11 protein-coding genes and 2 pseudogenes are annotated in these 15,862 nt (G+C 69.4%); 10 read left to right on the top strand and 3 right to left on the bottom strand.

The genetic code is table 11. From position 1 onward, the window contains the following. Positions 1-4 precede the first annotated feature (4 nt). The 6 genes and pseudogenes from AB0C20_RS02870 to AB0C20_RS02845 form a co-directional block, all read left to right on the top strand. Positions 5-1,159 (top strand): histidine kinase, encoded by a 1,155-nt coding sequence (locus AB0C20_RS02870; RefSeq protein ID WP_357177918.1) that lies wholly within the window; start codon positions 5-7, stop codon positions 1,157-1,159. Then, on the top strand, positions 1,156-1,809 hold the full coding sequence (locus AB0C20_RS02865; protein WP_357567128.1) for a response regulator transcription factor: 654 nt from the start codon (positions 1,156-1,158) through the stop codon (positions 1,807-1,809). Before AB0C20_RS02870 ends, AB0C20_RS02865 begins: the two co-directional genes overlap by 4 nt. 97 nt (positions 1,810-1,906) lie before the next feature. Further along, positions 1,907-2,494 (top strand): helix-turn-helix domain-containing protein, encoded by a 588-nt coding sequence (locus AB0C20_RS02860; RefSeq protein WP_357177924.1) that lies wholly within the window; start codon positions 1,907-1,909, stop codon positions 2,492-2,494. Next, on the top strand, positions 2,491-3,831 hold the full coding sequence (locus AB0C20_RS02855) for an MFS transporter (protein WP_357567126.1): 1,341 nt from the start codon (positions 2,491-2,493) through the stop codon (positions 3,829-3,831). The genes AB0C20_RS02860 and AB0C20_RS02855 overlap by 4 nt, the downstream gene beginning before the upstream one ends. A 29-nt stretch (positions 3,832-3,860) precedes the next feature. Continuing rightward, a pseudogene (locus AB0C20_RS02850) lies at positions 3,861-4,008 on the top strand (TetR family transcriptional regulator); the annotation flags it as partial. Between the two features lie 65 nt (positions 4,009-4,073). After that, a pseudogene (locus AB0C20_RS02845) lies at positions 4,074-4,217 on the top strand (transposase); the annotation flags it as partial. A gap of 135 nt (positions 4,218-4,352) precedes the next feature. Here AB0C20_RS02845 and AB0C20_RS02840 read toward each other — a convergent pair. Then, on the bottom strand, positions 4,353-5,600 hold the full coding sequence (locus tag AB0C20_RS02840) for a hypothetical protein (RefSeq protein ID WP_357567124.1): 1,248 nt from the start codon (positions 5,598-5,600) through the stop codon (positions 4,353-4,355). A 329-nt stretch (positions 5,601-5,929) separates the two neighbouring features. Here AB0C20_RS02840 and AB0C20_RS02835 point away from each other — a divergent pair, with 329 nt between their 5' ends. Next, on the top strand, positions 5,930-6,415 hold the full coding sequence (locus tag AB0C20_RS02835; protein WP_357177934.1) for an SRPBCC family protein: 486 nt from the start codon (positions 5,930-5,932) through the stop codon (positions 6,413-6,415). Continuing rightward, entirely contained in the window at positions 6,412-7,050 is a 639-nt protein-coding gene (locus AB0C20_RS02830) for an SRPBCC family protein (RefSeq protein ID WP_357567122.1), read from the top strand. The genes AB0C20_RS02835 and AB0C20_RS02830 overlap by 4 nt, the downstream gene beginning before the upstream one ends. Before the next feature lie 68 nt (positions 7,051-7,118). On the opposite strand, the gene AB0C20_RS02825 is transcribed toward AB0C20_RS02830, so the two are convergent. Beyond that, entirely contained in the window at positions 7,119-9,815 is a 2,697-nt protein-coding gene (locus AB0C20_RS02825) for an AAA family ATPase (protein WP_357567120.1), read from the bottom strand. Between the two features lie 111 nt (positions 9,816-9,926). Beyond that, positions 9,927-10,376: a VOC family protein gene (locus AB0C20_RS02820; RefSeq protein WP_357177944.1), complete on the bottom strand. Its 450-nt coding sequence runs from the start codon at positions 10,374-10,376 to the stop codon at positions 9,927-9,929. A 122-nt stretch (positions 10,377-10,498) separates the two neighbouring features. On the opposite strand from AB0C20_RS02820, the gene AB0C20_RS02815 reads away from it, so the two are divergent. Continuing rightward, positions 10,499-11,299: a helix-turn-helix transcriptional regulator gene (locus AB0C20_RS02815; protein WP_357177947.1), complete on the top strand. Its 801-nt coding sequence runs from the start codon at positions 10,499-10,501 to the stop codon at positions 11,297-11,299. 171 nt (positions 11,300-11,470) lie between these two features. Then, complete coding sequence (locus tag AB0C20_RS02810) at positions 11,471-15,841, top strand: glycoside hydrolase family 9 protein (protein ID WP_357177950.1); 4,371 nt, start codon at positions 11,471-11,473, stop codon at positions 15,839-15,841. Positions 15,842-15,862 lie beyond the last annotated feature (21 nt).

Below are 15,862 nucleotides of genomic sequence, written 5' to 3'. Positions count from 1 at the left end.
GGCGATGAGCACGCAGGGATGGCTCGTGGACCGGCAGGCACGGCTGCGGGCGTTCGACCGGTGCCACCCGTGGGTGATGGACACCCTGGTAGCCGTCCCGATCGTGCTCTTCAGCATCCCGAACATCATCGAGAAACCCCTGTCGGCGACCATCGCGACCCTGGTGCTGCTGCCACCGCTCTACTGGCGGCGGCGGTACCCGTTCCCGGCGTTCCTGGCCACCGCGACCATCGAGTTGGTCGAGGGACTGCTGGACGTCGGCGTCGGCGCCGGAGTGATCCTGCTCGTGATGCTGTTCGGGGTGGCCTCCCGCGGTTCGTGGCGGGCGCTGGCCTGGGCCTCCGGGATTGCCCTCGCGCTGCTGGTCGCCGAGATCTACCTGATCAACCCGGTGACGGAGAACCGCGTCACCACCCTGCTCCTGGCGATCGGCACGGAGGCGGCCGCGGTCGCGTCCGGCGTCGCGGTGCGCACCCGCCGGGCGTACCTCATCGCCCTGGAGGACCGGGCCGCCCGCCTCGAGATCGAACGGGATCAGCAGGCCCGCCTGGCCGTCGCTGAGGAGCGGGCCCGGGTGGCCCGCGAGATGCACGACATCGTCGGCCATCACGTGTCGGTGATCGTCGGCCTCGCCGACGGCAGCGCCGCCCTCGCCAGATCGCGGCAGGAGCAGACCGCCGAACCGCTCCGGCTGATCGGCGAGACCGGCCGCCAGGCGCTCGCGGAGCTGCGCCGGGTGCTGGGCGTGCTGCGCGAGGGTGACCCTGGTCCGCAGTTGAGACCGCAGCCCGGCATCGACGATCTCGACCGGCTGCTGCCGAGTGTGCGGGCAGCCGGGCTGCCAGTCACCTACTCCACCTCGGGCGAGCTGCACACCCTCGGCAAGGGGCTGCAGCTAGCGGTCTACCGCATCGTCCAGGAAGCGCTCACCAACACCCTCAAACACGCGGGGCGCAGCGCGTCCGCGACAGTCACTCTCGCTGCCTGCCGCGGAGAGGTACGGGTACGCGTTCACGACAACGGCCGTGCCATACCGGCCCCTCCTAGCCACGGCCTGCTCGGCATACGCGAACGCGCCGCCATGTACAGCGGGATAGTGACCGCTGGCCCGGTGGAGAACGGCTGGCTCGTTGACGTAGTCCTCAAGGAGCCCTTATGACCACCGTCCTGATCGTCGACGACCAGCAGTTGCAACGAATGGGCTTCAAGATGCTGCTCGACGGCACCCCCGGCATCACCGTGGTGGGTGAGGCCGCCACCGGCGCCGAGGCAGTGCGGAAAGTCGATCAGACCCGGCCCGATGTGGTGCTGATGGATGTGCGTATGCCCGGCATGGACGGCATCGAGGCCACCCGCCGCATAACCGCGTCCGGTTCCCGCACCCACGTGCTGATCCTGACCACATTCGATCTGGACGAATACGTCTACGCCGGACTTCGAGCCGGAGCGAGCGGCTTTCTACTCAAGGACGCGCGCCCCGAGGAACTGATCGCCGGTATTCGCGCCGTCGCGAGCGGAGACTCAGTGGTAGCCCCCAGCCTGACCCGCAAGCTGATGGACGCCTACCTGCAGGAACCGGCGCCGGCAGCATCCGAGAATCCCCGCCTGAGCACGCTGAGCGAGCGGGAGCGCGAGGTGCTCGAGGCGATCGGCCAGGGCGCCACCAACACCGAGATCGCCGAACGCTTCACGCTGACCGAGTCGACCGTGAAGAAGCACGTCGGACGAGTCCTGTTCAAGATCGGCGCCCGCGACCGGATCCAGGCAGTGATCTTCGCGTACGACAACGGCCTGGTCCAGCCTCGCTGACGGGCGGAAGGGCAGGAATGTTCCTGGTGGAATTATCTAATTCGACCACCTGCTCGACGAAGGTGCGGGGATCCGGCGCTGCGGGTAGATTCGGAACATGTCTTCCACATCTGTCACAGATGTCGAAGGGCTGCGCGCGCTGGCCCATCCCGCGCGGCTCCGGATCCTGGATCTGCTCCGCGTCCACGACCGGCTGACCGCCTCGGAATGCGCGACGCAGCTCAATCTCTCTCCCAAGTCCTGCTCGTATCACTTGCACGTGCTCGCCAAACAGGGCCTGGTGGAGCAGGGCTCTCCACTTGCCGAAGACAACCGGCAGCGACCCTGGCGACGCCGTTTCGACGAGGTACGGATGCCCCTGCCAGGAAAGACCGGTGGCGCGGACTCCGACAGCGCCCGCACGGACGCGATCGGCGCCGCGGCCCGGCACGACCTCAGGCTCTTCCTAAGCTTCCTGGCGTCACCGCAGGCCGGGAGCGACGACTGGGCATCGAGTACCACCGTGTACACCCGGACCGTCCTCATGACACCCGCCGAACTCAGAGCCTGGGGCGAGGCGGTCGAGGAAATCACCCGCGGCCACGTGGAGAAGGCGGGCCGGACCCGCCGCGACGGACGCGGCCCGGTCCGGCTGGCCGTGCGCGGCTTCGCGCAGACCGCACCAGGGACGGAGACTGCCGAATGACCGGTAACGAGACGACGGGCCTGCGCCGCTACGCCGGAGTGGTCGCGAACCGGCAGATTCTGGCGGCCCTGATCGGCGCACTCGTCGCACGGCTAGCCCAGACGATGTCACCGCTGCTCATCCTGCTGCTGGCCAACCAGCGGTACGGCGGGTTCGCCATTGCGGGCGCGGCCGCCGCCACCTACGGACTCTGCGCGAGCCTGAGCGGGCCGCTGATCGCCCGGCTGGCCGAACGCTACGGCAACCTCGTCCTACTGATCGCCGGGATCCTGAGCAGCACCGGCCTGTTAGTCATCGTCCTGCCGTGGCAGTCGTGGAACTTCTGGGCCGGTGTCGTGCTGGCCGGTGCGGCGATCCCACCGCTGAGCGCAACGCTCCGAGCCACGATCGCGACTACCATCGAGGACCCGCAGGAACGCATCGCCGCGTACGGCCTGGACACCGTGGGCACCGAAGTGCTGTTCGTACTGGGGCCTGCCCTCGTCGGGCTGGTCGTGGCCTTGAGCAGCCCGACGGCTGCCCTGGCCGGAACCGCGCTGCTCCCGGTTGCCGGTGCCACCACCCTGCTGATCCAGCAGCGTCGCGTCCCGTCGCCGGAGTCGTCGCCGGACGCACCGGAGCAGGCTGCGGACCGCCGGATGCTGATCCGGCTTTCCCCGTGGCTGGGAGTGGCGGCGGTCCAGATGGCCGCGATCGGTCTTGTGGAGGTCGCGCTGATCGCGGTCGCGGTCACGTTCAGCTCCTCGGCCGCCAGCGGGGCAGTGCTCGCGACGTGGGCGGCGGGCAGTGTCGTGGGTGGATTGTGGTACGGGTCGCGGTCCTGGCGTGCACCGGTGCGCCGGCAGGTACGGCTGCTGCTGCTCGGCAGCGCTGTCGGGTTCGCCCTGCTGCTCGCCGCCCGGTCCGCTCCGGCCCTGTACCCGCTGGCGTTCCTCGCCGGCGTGTTCATCACCCCGTCGGCAGCGGCCCTGCTGACCGATCTGAGCGAGAACCTGACAGGCGGGCATCGGCTGACCGCGTTCGCTTGGCTGGCGTCCGCGAACGGGCTGGCTGGATCCTTGGCCTACGCCGCGGGCGGAGTGCTGGTCACCGGCGCCGGGCCGTGGGCGACGATCGCCGTCGCCGCCACCCTTCCCGCGCTCGCGGCACTACTGTTCCGTGGCCGTGGCACAGGTCCCGGCCTTCCACAATGGATCCGGCCGAGTCAAGGACCACCGCCAGTTGATCGAACCGGTCAACGACACCTCAAGGGCCAACTTGACCCGGAGAAGCATGGCGGGGCGCCGACTGGTTCAGGATCCCCCGCTACACCGGGCGGCAGGTGTAGACGAGCGTGACCGACGGATGCAGGGCCAGTACAACCACGGCGACCGCCGATGAGATCCGCCCCCACATGGACTCCCACGGGCTACTACGCGGGCGTCGGCAATCTCTGCATCGGCGCGGGCAACGATCCCCGTCACGACGCACGCCGCCTGGTCCACCTCCTCGTGGCCGAGCTTCGCGTCCGCTAGGTGTTCAACCCAGAGAGGTTGGGGACGCGGCTGGTAGACGACCGGGTCGAACGCGGGCCGCGCACCTGGACGTCCAGGTCGAGGCGTTCCGCGACCGGCCTCTCAATGCCGCCCACTACCCGTTCGTGCGAATGGACGCGTTGACGATAAAGGTCCGTGAGCACGAGCGGAGGGTCAACGTCCACGCGCTCGTCGCGGTCGGGGTCAATGAACCGCAACCTGCCGCCCTCGTCTGGCGTGACCTTCTTTTCCAACCGGCTTTAGCCCGGCGATAAGGCGATCACCTTGCATAAGCGCCCCGGTGGGCCGTCCGGACTCCGACGGCCCACCGGGGGTACGACGGGTCAGAGGCGGCCGGCCGGTTCCGGGTGCGCGTCTGGCTTGATCAGCGCCGGGAGCTTGCGCTCGAATCGGTTGAAGAGATTCATCGACGGCAGGATGGGCCGGATGCCCGTGGCCTGCTGGGCGATCTGGGCGCCCCAGACCGAGGCCCGCAGGCGCTGGTTCGGCGTGCCGTGGTGGCTGGGGTCGTCGAAGAAGCAGTCGCCGACCTCGTAGAACGTCTGTTGCGCCTGGTGGATTTGGACGCCGTTGAAGTTGAGCCCGCGCGGGTGGGTGACGAAGTAGGTGCCGAAGCCGTCGGCCATCAGTTCGGTGCGGCGGGTCGCCTCGGCGCCGGTCAGCGGGCTGTCGAACAGGCCCTGTTCGAATTGAACATGGTGGGCCATCTCGTGGGCGAGGATCGCGCGCGCGCCGGCTGTTCCCAGGCCGAGTGCGCCGATCGCGGTGAGCATGCCCTCGCCGAAGACGACCTTGTCCGGGACGTCACGCAGCAACGGGTCGACCTCACCCTCGGCGGTGAAGGCGAAGGCATTCAGGGTGAAGATCGGGTTGCGTCCTCCGTCGAGCGCGGGGACGGAGCCGATGATGCCCATGATCTCGGCGGCGGCTGCTGCCGCCTGATCCTCGTCCAGTCCCCAGATGAAGGCCACCATCCGAGCTACTCGCGCGGAATCCTGCAGCATGTCGTTCTGCATGGCCATGAGCTTGACGTCGAACAGGTTGACGTCCCAGAACTGCTGTGCGTCCTTGAAGGTCCGCTTCAACGTGCTCTTGTGGCTGGCGGGCAGGCCGTAGTCCGCCTCGTTGTTGGGCTGGCCGTAGATGAGCGCGTCGTAGGCCGCGTAATCCAGGACGCCAAAGATGAGCAGGACCAGCAGGGTGTCCAGGTCGACGCCTTCGAGCAGGCCCAGTGTGTACGTGCTGAACTGGGTGTCCTGGCACTGATAGAGCGACGGATCGATCGCGTCCGTGACCAACTGTTGCGCGAGGGACGGTTTCAGGCCCATCCTCTCCCGCTTGTCGGCAAGCATGGCCTGCCAGTTTTCCGGTAGCAGCGCGGCGATGGCGGCGATGCGTGCCTGGGTCTCCGGGTCCGCGGCGGCGCGGGCGGTCGCGAAGTCGAACCGCGGCGGGGCGACGATGCCCCCGCCCACGCTGACGCTCGCGGGTGGCGCCGCGTGGACGGGCCCCGGGGTCAGTCCCAGGCCGAGGACGATTGCCGCCAGCAGTGCGGGTATCCGTCGCCTCATGCACTCTCCTCGTTGTCCTGCGAGCCTCAGGTGTTGAGGCCACGATCAACTATCCGGTAGCGGCATTGAAGCACATGGGTGTGTAATTACACACCCTCCGAGATCAGATCGCCCCGCAGTCGATGCCCATGCCACCCGGGACGCCGTCAGCTGTAGCAGGCACGGAGGTAAGGATCTTCACCGTGGCCGGCGCACATACCGCGAACTAGGTAATTCTTGCCGATGTGCAGCGGTTGCCGTCTTGGCACGATCGCGTCTACCGGGTGTGGATCTAGCGGCTCGCTCATGCCCGGCGATCCGATGGTCAGTGACCGCAGAAAGGCTTCACGATGGAGAACATCACGGACACCGACGGGGCCGGCATTGACGTGTCGGCCCCGGTGGTCAGCCGCCACAGCGTCACGGTGACCGCGTCGGCGGACGTCGTGTGGCGGATCCTCACCGACATCGACGCATGGACGACCTGGCTGCCAGACATCGCGTACGCACGCGTGGAAACACCCGGTCCGCTCGCGCCGGGCTCCGTGTTCCGCTGGGCGGCCGCGGGCATGGAGATCGAGTCGACGATCGTTCAGGTACGGCTGCGGGAACGCCTCGTGTGGCGGGGATACGGTGACGGACCAAACGGGGTCCTCGGCGTCCACGTCTGGGCTCTCACTCCAGCCGGCGACGGTGTGGAGGTGTCGACCGAGGAGTCCTTCGCCGGCCCGCCTGTCGACGCCGACCCCGCGCCGTTCCAGGAGGGCCTCGACACGACCCTCGCCGGGTGGCTGGAACGACTCAAGGGTGCCGCCGAGGCGGTGACCGCATCGTGAAGAACCGTGTTTTCGCTGCCGCCGCGACGGCAGTGGTTGTGGCCGGCCTCGTGGGCGCCGCAGGTGCGCCGGCTCGGGCCGAGGTCGGGCGTGATGTCGGCTCCGACCGCGCGACGGTGCGCTGTGCGGGACGGACTGTCGACACCGAGGCGAAGATTCGCTATCGGACGGAGACGACGATCGACGCTCCGCTACGGACCGTCTGGAAGTTGCAGACCGACGTGGAACGCTGGCCGTCGTGGCAGACGCCCGTTTCATCCAGCAAGCGGCTCGATCGTGGCCCACTGCGTCCCGGTTCGTCGTTCCGATGGACGACACCGGTCCTCGAGACCGCGCTGAATCCCGCCACGACCCTCGTCGTCACGTCCACCGTCCGGCAGCTTCAGCAGCAGAGGTGCCTTCGGTGGGACGGCCCGGCGATCGGTGCGGGGCTGCGCATCGACGAGGGGGTGCACGTGTGGACGTTCACCGAGATCGACGGCCGGGTTCTCGTGCGTACCGAGGAGACGTGGCGCGGTAACCAGGTGGAGCAGGACGTCGATTTCTCCACCGTGGCTCTCGGGGCGGGCCTGGAGACGTGGCTGACGGAGCTGAAGACGCGTGCCGAACGGGAGTGTGATCGGGCCCGGCGCTGACGTGACCCAAGGGCCCCGCCGGTCTCGTACCGGCGGGGCCCTTTCGTCGCTCGGTGGGCCCTGCTCCGTCAGCGGAGTAGTTCTCGCAGTTGCCGGCGTGAGGTGATGCCCAGCTTGCGGTAGAGGTTGCGCAGGTGGGCATCGATCGTTCGCGGGCTGACGAACAGCAGTGCGGCGACCTCCTTGGTGCCCGCGCCGGAGGCGACCTTGCGGGCGACGAGTAGTTCGCGGGCGGTCAGCCCTGCGAGCGGATCGGCGTCGTCGGCCAGGGTCGGCTCGCCGATGGCGTCCAGTTCGCGGGCGGCGCGGCCGGCGAACCCGCGCGCGCCGATGGTGGAGAGCAGTTCGTGCGCGGCGCGCAGTTCCACCCGCGCCTCGGCGCGACGGCCGACCCGTCGCAGCCACTGTCCGTAGAGCAGTCGGGCACGCGCGTAGTGGACCCGCATCCTGCTCCCGGCGAACCGGCTGATCGCGGCACGGTAGTGGTCCTGCGCGCCGAGCCCCGGGTCGAGCAGCGCACACGCCAGCAGATGCGCGCCCGTCGTCCACGCGTTCGGGTTGACCCGTGCGACATCCCCGATCCAGTCAGCCGATTCCTTGGCTTCTTCGGCACGTCCGAGGTACGCGGCGGCTTCGACCAGCTCGTTGTGGAAGGCGGTGACGGCGTACGCGCCGCGCCGGTGCTGGTCCCGCACGAGCAGCAACGCGTCGAGCGCGGACTGGTGATCGCCGCTGCCGTTGCACAGCACGCTCTCCGCGTAGTGCAGGGCGGTGAAATTCACCCCCACCCAGCCGCGCAGCTTCTCCCGGATCTCGCGGAACCGGTCGACGTCCCCGCTCCATGCGGCAAGCATCAGGTCGGACCCGACGAGGTTGGACGTGCCGGCGGCTTCGTCGACCGCACGCGCCTCGATGATGCAGACCTGCGCGTCGGCGAAGCGGCCCACGATCGTCCGGGCTGCCGCCTGGAAGCGCAACGCATGGGGAAGGATCGCGTAGGCGCCCTGTGTCCGGGCGAGATCCACCTGACGGTCGGCGATCTCCTCCATGGCGTCGCTGTCACCGAGGTCGACGCTCAGCACGCAGGCGCGTTCCATCCACCACGGATCCGCGTCGGACGTGCGGGCGTGGTCCCGGAAGGCGTCGACCGTGCGGCGCATCAGGGGCATCGCCTCGTCCACCGGGCGGAGGTTCTGCTCGACCAACGCCTGCAGCAGCAGGTCGACCGGGCGTGGCGGCTGACGCTGGGGCACCCGTTCCCGGATGTGCAGGGCGAGCCGCCGCAACCTCCCCGGCTCGTCGACGCTGAACATAAGCGATGCGAACGCCTCCAGGTAGGTCTCGCGGACCTCGTCGGGCCCCACGCCGTCGGCCGCCTCGATGAGCGCGATCGTCGCCGGGATACTGCGCGCCACGTGATAGTCGATCGTCGCGCGCAGCAGTCGCGCGGCGCGGCGGTCGACGGGGTCCGGCTGGAGACGCTCGGCCTCGTCCACCAGATCCCGGGCGGCAGAAGGTTCCCCCGAACCCAACCGCGCTCTCGCCGCGGCCAACAACCGGCGGGCCTGCCCCGACCGGCCGGGGGTCAGTCGGGCCGCGCGCTCGAGGAACGCGGCCACGGCCGCCAATCCGCCGCGGCGCTGTGCCCGTCCGGCCGAACGCTCCAGCTCCGCAGCGGTCTCCTCATCCGGGCCGGTGATCGCGTTCGCCTGGTGCCAGGCGCGGCGGTCGGGATCGACGTCGACGTCGGTACCGGCGGCGAGCGCCGTGTGTGCCCGCCGTCGCAACCCGGCGCCGGTCGACCGGTACACCGCGGAACGCGCCAACGGATGCCGGAAGTGCACCCGGGGCCCGGTCACCAACAGGCCGCTGTCCTCGGCCGCGGTCAGGTCCACGGCGTCCAACCCCTGGATCGCCATCGCACGCCGCAGCAGCACGAGATCGCCTGTCGGCTCCGCCGCGGCCAGCGCCAGAACCGCGCGCGTGGGTGCCGGCAGCCGCAGGAACCGACTCACGAACCGGTGTTCCACGGCGCGGTGCCCGGCGTCCCCGGGTAGCCCGAACGGTCCGGCGTCGCGGGCGAACTCCACCAGGGCAAGAGGGTTGCCGGCCGCTTCGGCGAGGATCCGTTGCACGATCGCTGCATCGTGGCCGAAGGGTGCCCGATACCGCAGCAGGGTGAGGGCTTCCGAATCAGTGAGCCCGGTGAGAGTGAGGGCGGGTAGGCGACCGAGCTCCGACACCGAGTCGGCGTCGCGGGCAGCGAACACCATGGCGACCCGCTCCGCCGCAACGCGTGCCGCGACGAAGGCCAGTACCAGCCGCGAGCCGGCGTCGATCCACTGCACGTCGTCGACCGCGCAGAACACCGGCCTGCGCCGGCCTACGGCACTCAGCAGGCCCAGGACGGCCAGCCCGACGAGCATCGGAGTCGGCCTGACCCCGGCGTGCAGCCCGAACACCGCGTCGAGCGCGCTCCGCTGCGGTACGGGGAGCCCAGCGCGGTGGTCGAGCACGGGCGCGCACAACTGGTGCAGGGCCGAGTAGGGCAGTTCGCTCTCGAACTCGACACCACCGGCCCGCAGCACCTGCCATCCGTCGAGCCGCGAAGCGGCCGCACCGATGAGCGTCGACTTGCCGATCCCCGCGTCACCGAGAACGAGCATCGCCCCGCCGCAGCTCCGCGCCGCGGCTGCCGTCACCGAGGCAATCTCGCCCAGCTCCGCCTCGCGAGCGACGAACAATCCCGACCTGGTATCTGTCATCAGCTTCTGCGTGTCGCCGGACGAATGGTGCCCTCCGGTTGATCGGCCCCACCGATGGTAACCACAGCAGCGCACCGACCGGGACGGCCGCCGGGTCTGGAGTCGGCGCTCCTACGAGGGCAACTCGAACAGTTCCAGCTGGATGCCGTCGGGGTCACGTAGGTAGAGGATCTTCGTCCCGGCCAGCGCCCCCGCTTCGACGCCATCGCCGTCCTGGAGCACGACCGGATCGGCGTTGACGTGCACGCCCCGCCGCACCAGGTCGCGGTGCGCCGAGTCGAGGTCGTCGACCTCAAAACACAGGTGCATGACCCCGACGTCAGAGTTGCGCCCGGTGAAGGGCCTCGGCCGCGGGCTGTCGTACTGGATGAGTTCCAGCAGGACGTTGTCACCGGCCAACGCGAAGGATGCCCGCATCGACGCGTTCTCGACCTCGACAACCGCACCGATCGCCGGGTTCGTCGCCGAGATCGTCACACCGTTCGGCGCGATGCCGAGGGCGTCCTCGTACCACCTCACCGACCGCGCCAAATCGCTGACCGGCACTCCGATGTGATGCATTCTGGTCACTCTGCTCATGATCCCCATCCTCGACGGCGGAACCACCACTGTGGAAGCCACAGATCTTCCGCGTACCGCTGGTACCACCCAGTTCCCCGGACCAATGGCGGATCATGGGGTTCATGAATGACCTCGGAACCGCGCTGCGGGCCTGGCGGGATCGCACGGACCCGGCCGCAGTCGGTCTCCAGAACGCATCACCTCGGCGCGTCGTCGGGCTACGGCGCGGCGAGCTGGCAGCACTGGCCGGCATCTCCCCCGAATACGTGGCACGCCTCGAACAGGGCCGGGCCGCCACACCATCGGCGCAGGTGTGCACCTCCCTGGCTCGCGCGCTACGACTCTCCGACGACGAGGAGGCGCACCTGATGCGCCTGGCCGGCTTCGCCGCGGCCCCGGACCGGATACCCCACCTGATCCCCAGCAGCCTGCACCGCGTCATCGACCACCTCGGCGACACCCCGGCGGCCGTCTACGACGCCGTGTGGCGACTGCTGCACTGGAACCGGCTGTTCGCGGCCGTCTTCGGCGACCCCACCGGCGCCATCGCCGACGATCGCAACGCCTTGATCGTCCAGTTCGAATCCCGAAACCCTCGCGTCCGCCAGACCGACAGCGAGCGCGCCTACTTCGAGCAGTCGTTGGTGGCCGACCTGCGCGCGACCAGCGCCCGCTATCCGAACGACCCCGACGTGGCGGCCCTGATCTCGCGCATGGCCGGGAACGACAGGTTCCGCCACCTCTGGGCCCTCCGTGCGGTGGCCCATCACGAGAGCGCGCACAAGACAGCCGTCCACCCGGACGTGGGCGCCATCCCGCTGGACGCCAACGTCCTGACCACCCAGAACACCGACCTGCGCCTCGTGGTCCTCACGCCTCGGCCCGACACCACCGCTCGCGAGAAGCTGGATCGACTGGGTTGACGACATCGTTCCAGTCTGGACAAAGGAACCCCGGGAGGCAGCGGCGGAACGCACGCCGGCCAGATCCCCTGCCCGAATAGGCAATTTCCACCGATGCGGTGCGGGGCTCCGCTGCCGCATCGTCTCCGTGATCTCGGTGGCGGGCGACGAGGTCGGTCTGGAGGATTTGACGTGGGCGTGGTGCGCAGGCGACTGGCCGCGATCATCGCATTGACGACGGTGTCGACGGCTCTGTACGCCCTGGAACCGCCGACACCGGCGGCAGCGGTGGCGCGGGACCTGAACGTGGGGTCCTGGAACATGCAGGGCCAGCATCAAGGGGGCGGAGGGCCTCCGGAGTCGCGATGGCTGACCGCTGTGCAGCAGATGCTCAACCAGGAGGGGGTGCAGGTCGCCGCACTCCAGGAGGCGGGCAGCCAACCGCCCGACCGGGCGGTGTGGATGGATCGGCAATTCGCCGAGGCCGGCGTCACCGAGCATCTGTACAACATCGGCTCGGAAAGCCGCCCGGACCTGGTGCAGATCTACTGGGCCGACACCGGTCAACAACGCAACGGCCTGGCCATCGTCACCCGGGAGACGGTGACCGACGCCGTGATCTTGCCGGTGCATTCGCGGTTCAACTCGCGGCCGATGATGGGCGTCCAGATCGGCACCGACTGGTACTTCACCGCCCACGCGCAGTCCAACGGTCCGAACAGTGCCAACGACGCCCCCGACATCATCGAGACGGCGCGGCAGTTCATGGCCGGTCGCCCCACCGGCGAATGGATGGTGCTCGCCGACTTCAACCAGGACCCGGCACGGATGCCGGCCGCGTTGCAGAGCCACATCGTCGCGGCGGGCCAGCCCACCCACGAGGGCGGCGAAGAGCTGGACTTCGCCTATGCCAGCAACGGGAACAACAACACCATCAACGCCGAGGTTCGCGGCGGGAACTCCGACCACAGGTATGTCCGTTACGTCGTGAACGCCGGCTGTGGCTCCGGCGGTGGCCTCGCGCCCCGGACGACGACCGAGCGGGACTGTTACGCCCCGGTCCCCGGCGACACCTACCGCTTCTTCGCCCGCCACCTGGAGCACGCGGTGATCGCGTCGAAGACGAACGACGGCGACGACATCGGACCACACGTCAGGACGCCGCGCGGCAGCCTCGACGAGGCCCTCCAGGTGCGCTTCAGCACGGCTGGGGGTCAGTACCAGCTCGCCTGGCCGCAGGCCGACCCGGCGACCGAGCGGTGTCTGTCCTGGGACGCGAACTCCCGGAGCACCGGCAGCACCCTCTGCTCGGAGCAGGCAGATGTGTCCCGGTGGCAGTTCAAGGACGGGCAGATCTTCACGCCTGGGCTCGGCGGCTCCCTGCAACCCTCCGCCAACGCTCTCGGAGCGCGGTTGGTGGTCGCGCAGGACTTCTACCAGTGGCGACCGGAGCCCCGCAACGGCATCGGCCCGCGCTGGGACCCGATCGGTGAGTTCCGGGACGCCACCCCGGCCGGCTCGGAGACCCACTTCCCCGACCTCGACGGCGACGGCGACGCCGATCACGTCATCGTTCAGCCCGACGGTCGGATACCGGCGTGGCGCAACAACGGCCCCCGATCCACCTGGACCGCCCTCGGTGACATCAGCCCGCCGGACCGGGGTCTGCCCAGTACGGTGCACTTCGGCGACCTCGACGGCGACGACCGGGACGACTACGTCCGGTTGCAGACCGCTGACGAGTCGCCCACCGGGACCCGGGTCATCTGGATGTCCCGCAACGAGTCCGACGCCGCGCAGATCCGGTTGGGAGCACCCACCATCGTGGCCAACGACCTGCGCTACGAGAACCCGCGCTTCGTCGACATCGACGGTGACGGAGACGACGACCTGATCAACTCGGATCGGCTGAGCCACGCCAGCCTCTGGGAGAACCGGTCCCAGGGCCGGACGCCGGTGCCGGGCGACTGGCACTCGGTCAGTGGCTTCGCGACCCCCGCCGACGGCTATTACCAGACGTCGTTCACGGATGTCACAGGTGACCGCCGGGCCGACGTGCTGCGCGTCGACTACCCCAGCGGCAAAGTGCAGGCCTGGGAGAACACCGGCGCACCGTGGAGCGCGACGACCGGCTGGCGGTCACTGGGCCCGATCCGTGACGATGGCCCGTTCGCCGGCACCACCGGCCTGTTCGCCGACCTCGACGCCGACCTGATCAGCGACTTCGTCCTGGTCAGCGCCGCCTCCGGCGGCCTCGACGGTTGGCTGCTGCCCCGGTACGGCAGCGCGGATCCCGGCCCGGGACAGCCCGGCCAGGGCGGCGGGCAGGACCTGCCGGCGGGAACGCTGCCGGCGTACGGGGGTGGGCCACCCCGGCCGCAGCTCGACGGCCGGCTGTTGCAGAACAGCACGTTCACCGGCACTGACAAGCCGTGGTGGGTGAACGCCGGAATGACGCCGAAACTGGACGGCGGGACCTTCTGCGTGACCGCGCCCGCGTCCACCAACCCGTGGGACGTCCTGGTGGGCCACAACAGCATCTACCTGCCCGGCGGCGCCACGTACACGCTGCGGTTCCGCGCCCGGACGAACACGGCGGCGAGCCCGCTGGTCTACCTCGCGCCCTTCGACAACCCGACCAATGTCACGTACCTGAACAAGGGCTTCACCACCGGCACCGCCTGGAAGGAGTACGAGTACACCATCACCACGACCTACCCGGAGCCGTACCGGTTGGCCCAGCTCCAGTTCCGGCTCGGTAAGTCCACGGCGCCGTACGAGTTCTGCATGGACGACGTGACGCTCACCGGCGCCGAGTACGCGTACCGGGCCGACGCCGGGCCGGACCTCAAGGTGAACCAGCACGGCTACCTACCCAACGGACCCAAACGGGCGACGTTGCTGTACGGCGCGTCCCACGCGGTGCCGTGGACGCTGCGCCGGGTCGGCGGCGGTGCGACGGTGGCGACGGGTCGGACCACCCCGACCGGCTTCGACGCGTCGGCAAGCGCCAACACCCATGTGATCGACTTCAGCCACGTCACGACCACCGGCCGGTTCGAATTGGTGTACGACGGCTGGGTCGACCGCCCCAGTCACCCGTTCGACATCCGCGCGGACCTGTACGACCGGCTGCGCACCGACGCGACCCGCCTCTTCTACACCAACCGCAGTGGGATCGCGATCGACGGGGGCATCGCCGGGGCGGCGTACGCCCGCCCGGCCGGGCACGTCGCGGAGTCACCGAACGGTGGCGACACCCAGGTGCCCTGTCAGGAGCCGAAGTCGTTCCTGAACAACTGGACCTGCTCCTACCGACTGGACGTCACCGGCGGCTGGTACGACGCCGGCGACCACGGCAAGTACGTCGTCAACGGCGGCATCGCGACGTACCAGCTCCTGTCGACCTGGGAGCGCAACCGGCCGGCGGCCCTCGGCGACGGCACCCTGGCCGTGCCGGAACGCGTAAACGGTGTCCCGGACATCCTCGACGAGGCCCGCTGGAACCTCGATTTCATGCTGAAGATGCAGGTGCCCGACGGCCTCCCCCTGGCCGGCATGGTCCACCACAAGGTTCACGACGAGACCTGGACCGGGCCGCCGATGCTGCCACACCAGGACCGGAAACCCCGGGAACTGCACCGCCCGTCGACCGCGGCCACCCTGAACCTGGCCGCCGTCGCGGCCCAGGCAGCGAGGATCTACCAGGCGCACGACGCCGGCTTCGCCGCCCGGCTGCGGGCAGCGGCCGAACGCGCGTACGCCGCGGCCCGGGCCAACCCGGCGCTCTTCGCGCCGTACGAGGACCGCAGCGGCGGGGGGCCCTACAACGACGGGGACGTCTCCGACGAGTTCTACTGGGCCGCGGCCGAGCTGTACCTGACCACCAAGGACGCCACCTACCTCACCGCCGTCCGGGCCAGCCGGTTCCACACCGCCGGTACGGCCTTCAGCCAGAACGGCTTCTACTGGGGTTCGGTGGCCGCGCTGGCCCAACTCGATCTGGCGCGGCTCGGCACCGGGTTGAGCGACCGCGAACAAATCAAGGGATGGGTGGTCGCCGCCGCGGACCGGTTGATCTCGTTCCAGAAGGCCGAGCGCTTCGGGCAGACCTACACCCCCACCACGGGACGCTACGACTGGGGCTCGAACGCGTCCATGCTGAACAACCAGGTCGTCCTGGCCACCGCCCACGACCTCACCGGCGACGACAGGTACGCCGACGCCGTCTTCGAAGGGCTCGACTACCTGCTGGGCCGAAACGCCCTCGGGCAGTCCTACATCACCGGCTACGGCAGCAACGACGCGAAGAACCAGCACAGCCGGTGGTACGCGAAATCGTTCGACGCCCGGTTGCCGAACCCGCCGGTGGGATCGGTTGCCGGGGGGCCCAACTCCAGCCTCCAGGACCCGCTCTCGGCGAGTTGGCTGCACGGATGCGCCCCGCAGCTCTGCTACGTCGACAATCTGGAAGCCTGGTCGGTCAACGAGATCACCATCAACTGGAACTCCGCACTGACCTGGGTTGCCGCATTCGCCGCCGACGTGGCTGGCCGTCGATGACCGGGCCGACGGCGCGGGGCA

Source organism: Micromonospora sp. NPDC048843, assembly GCF_040649965.1.
Lineage (GTDB): Bacteria > Actinomycetota > Actinomycetes > Mycobacteriales > Micromonosporaceae > Micromonospora > Micromonospora hortensis.
The sequence above is the reverse complement of the archived record's forward strand: the minus strand, read 5'-3'. Positions and strand labels throughout refer to the sequence as shown.

Bases quoted from the DNA above. Each gene is read 5' to 3' on its own strand.
- AB0C20_RS02870 (WP_357177918.1), top strand. From the start codon at position 5: ATGAGCACGCAGGGATGGCTCGTGGACCGGCAGGCACGGCTGCGGGCG.
- AB0C20_RS02865 (WP_357567128.1), top strand. From the start codon at position 1,156: ATGACCACCGTCCTGATCGTCGACGACCAGCAGTTGCAACGAATGGGC.
- AB0C20_RS02860 (WP_357177924.1), top strand. From the start codon at position 1,907: ATGTCTTCCACATCTGTCACAGATGTCGAAGGGCTGCGCGCGCTGGCC.
- AB0C20_RS02855 (WP_357567126.1), top strand. From the start codon at position 2,491: ATGACCGGTAACGAGACGACGGGCCTGCGCCGCTACGCCGGAGTGGTC.
- AB0C20_RS02840 (WP_357567124.1), bottom strand. From the start codon at position 5,600: ATGAGGCGACGGATACCCGCACTGCTGGCGGCAATCGTCCTCGGCCTG.
- AB0C20_RS02835 (WP_357177934.1), top strand. From the start codon at position 5,930: ATGGAGAACATCACGGACACCGACGGGGCCGGCATTGACGTGTCGGCC.
- AB0C20_RS02825 (WP_357567120.1), bottom strand. From the start codon at position 9,815: ATGACAGATACCAGGTCGGGATTGTTCGTCGCTCGCGAGGCGGAGCTG.
- AB0C20_RS02820 (WP_357177944.1), bottom strand. From the start codon at position 10,376: ATGCATCACATCGGAGTGCCGGTCAGCGATTTGGCGCGGTCGGTGAGG.
- AB0C20_RS02815 (WP_357177947.1), top strand. From the start codon at position 10,499: ATGAATGACCTCGGAACCGCGCTGCGGGCCTGGCGGGATCGCACGGAC.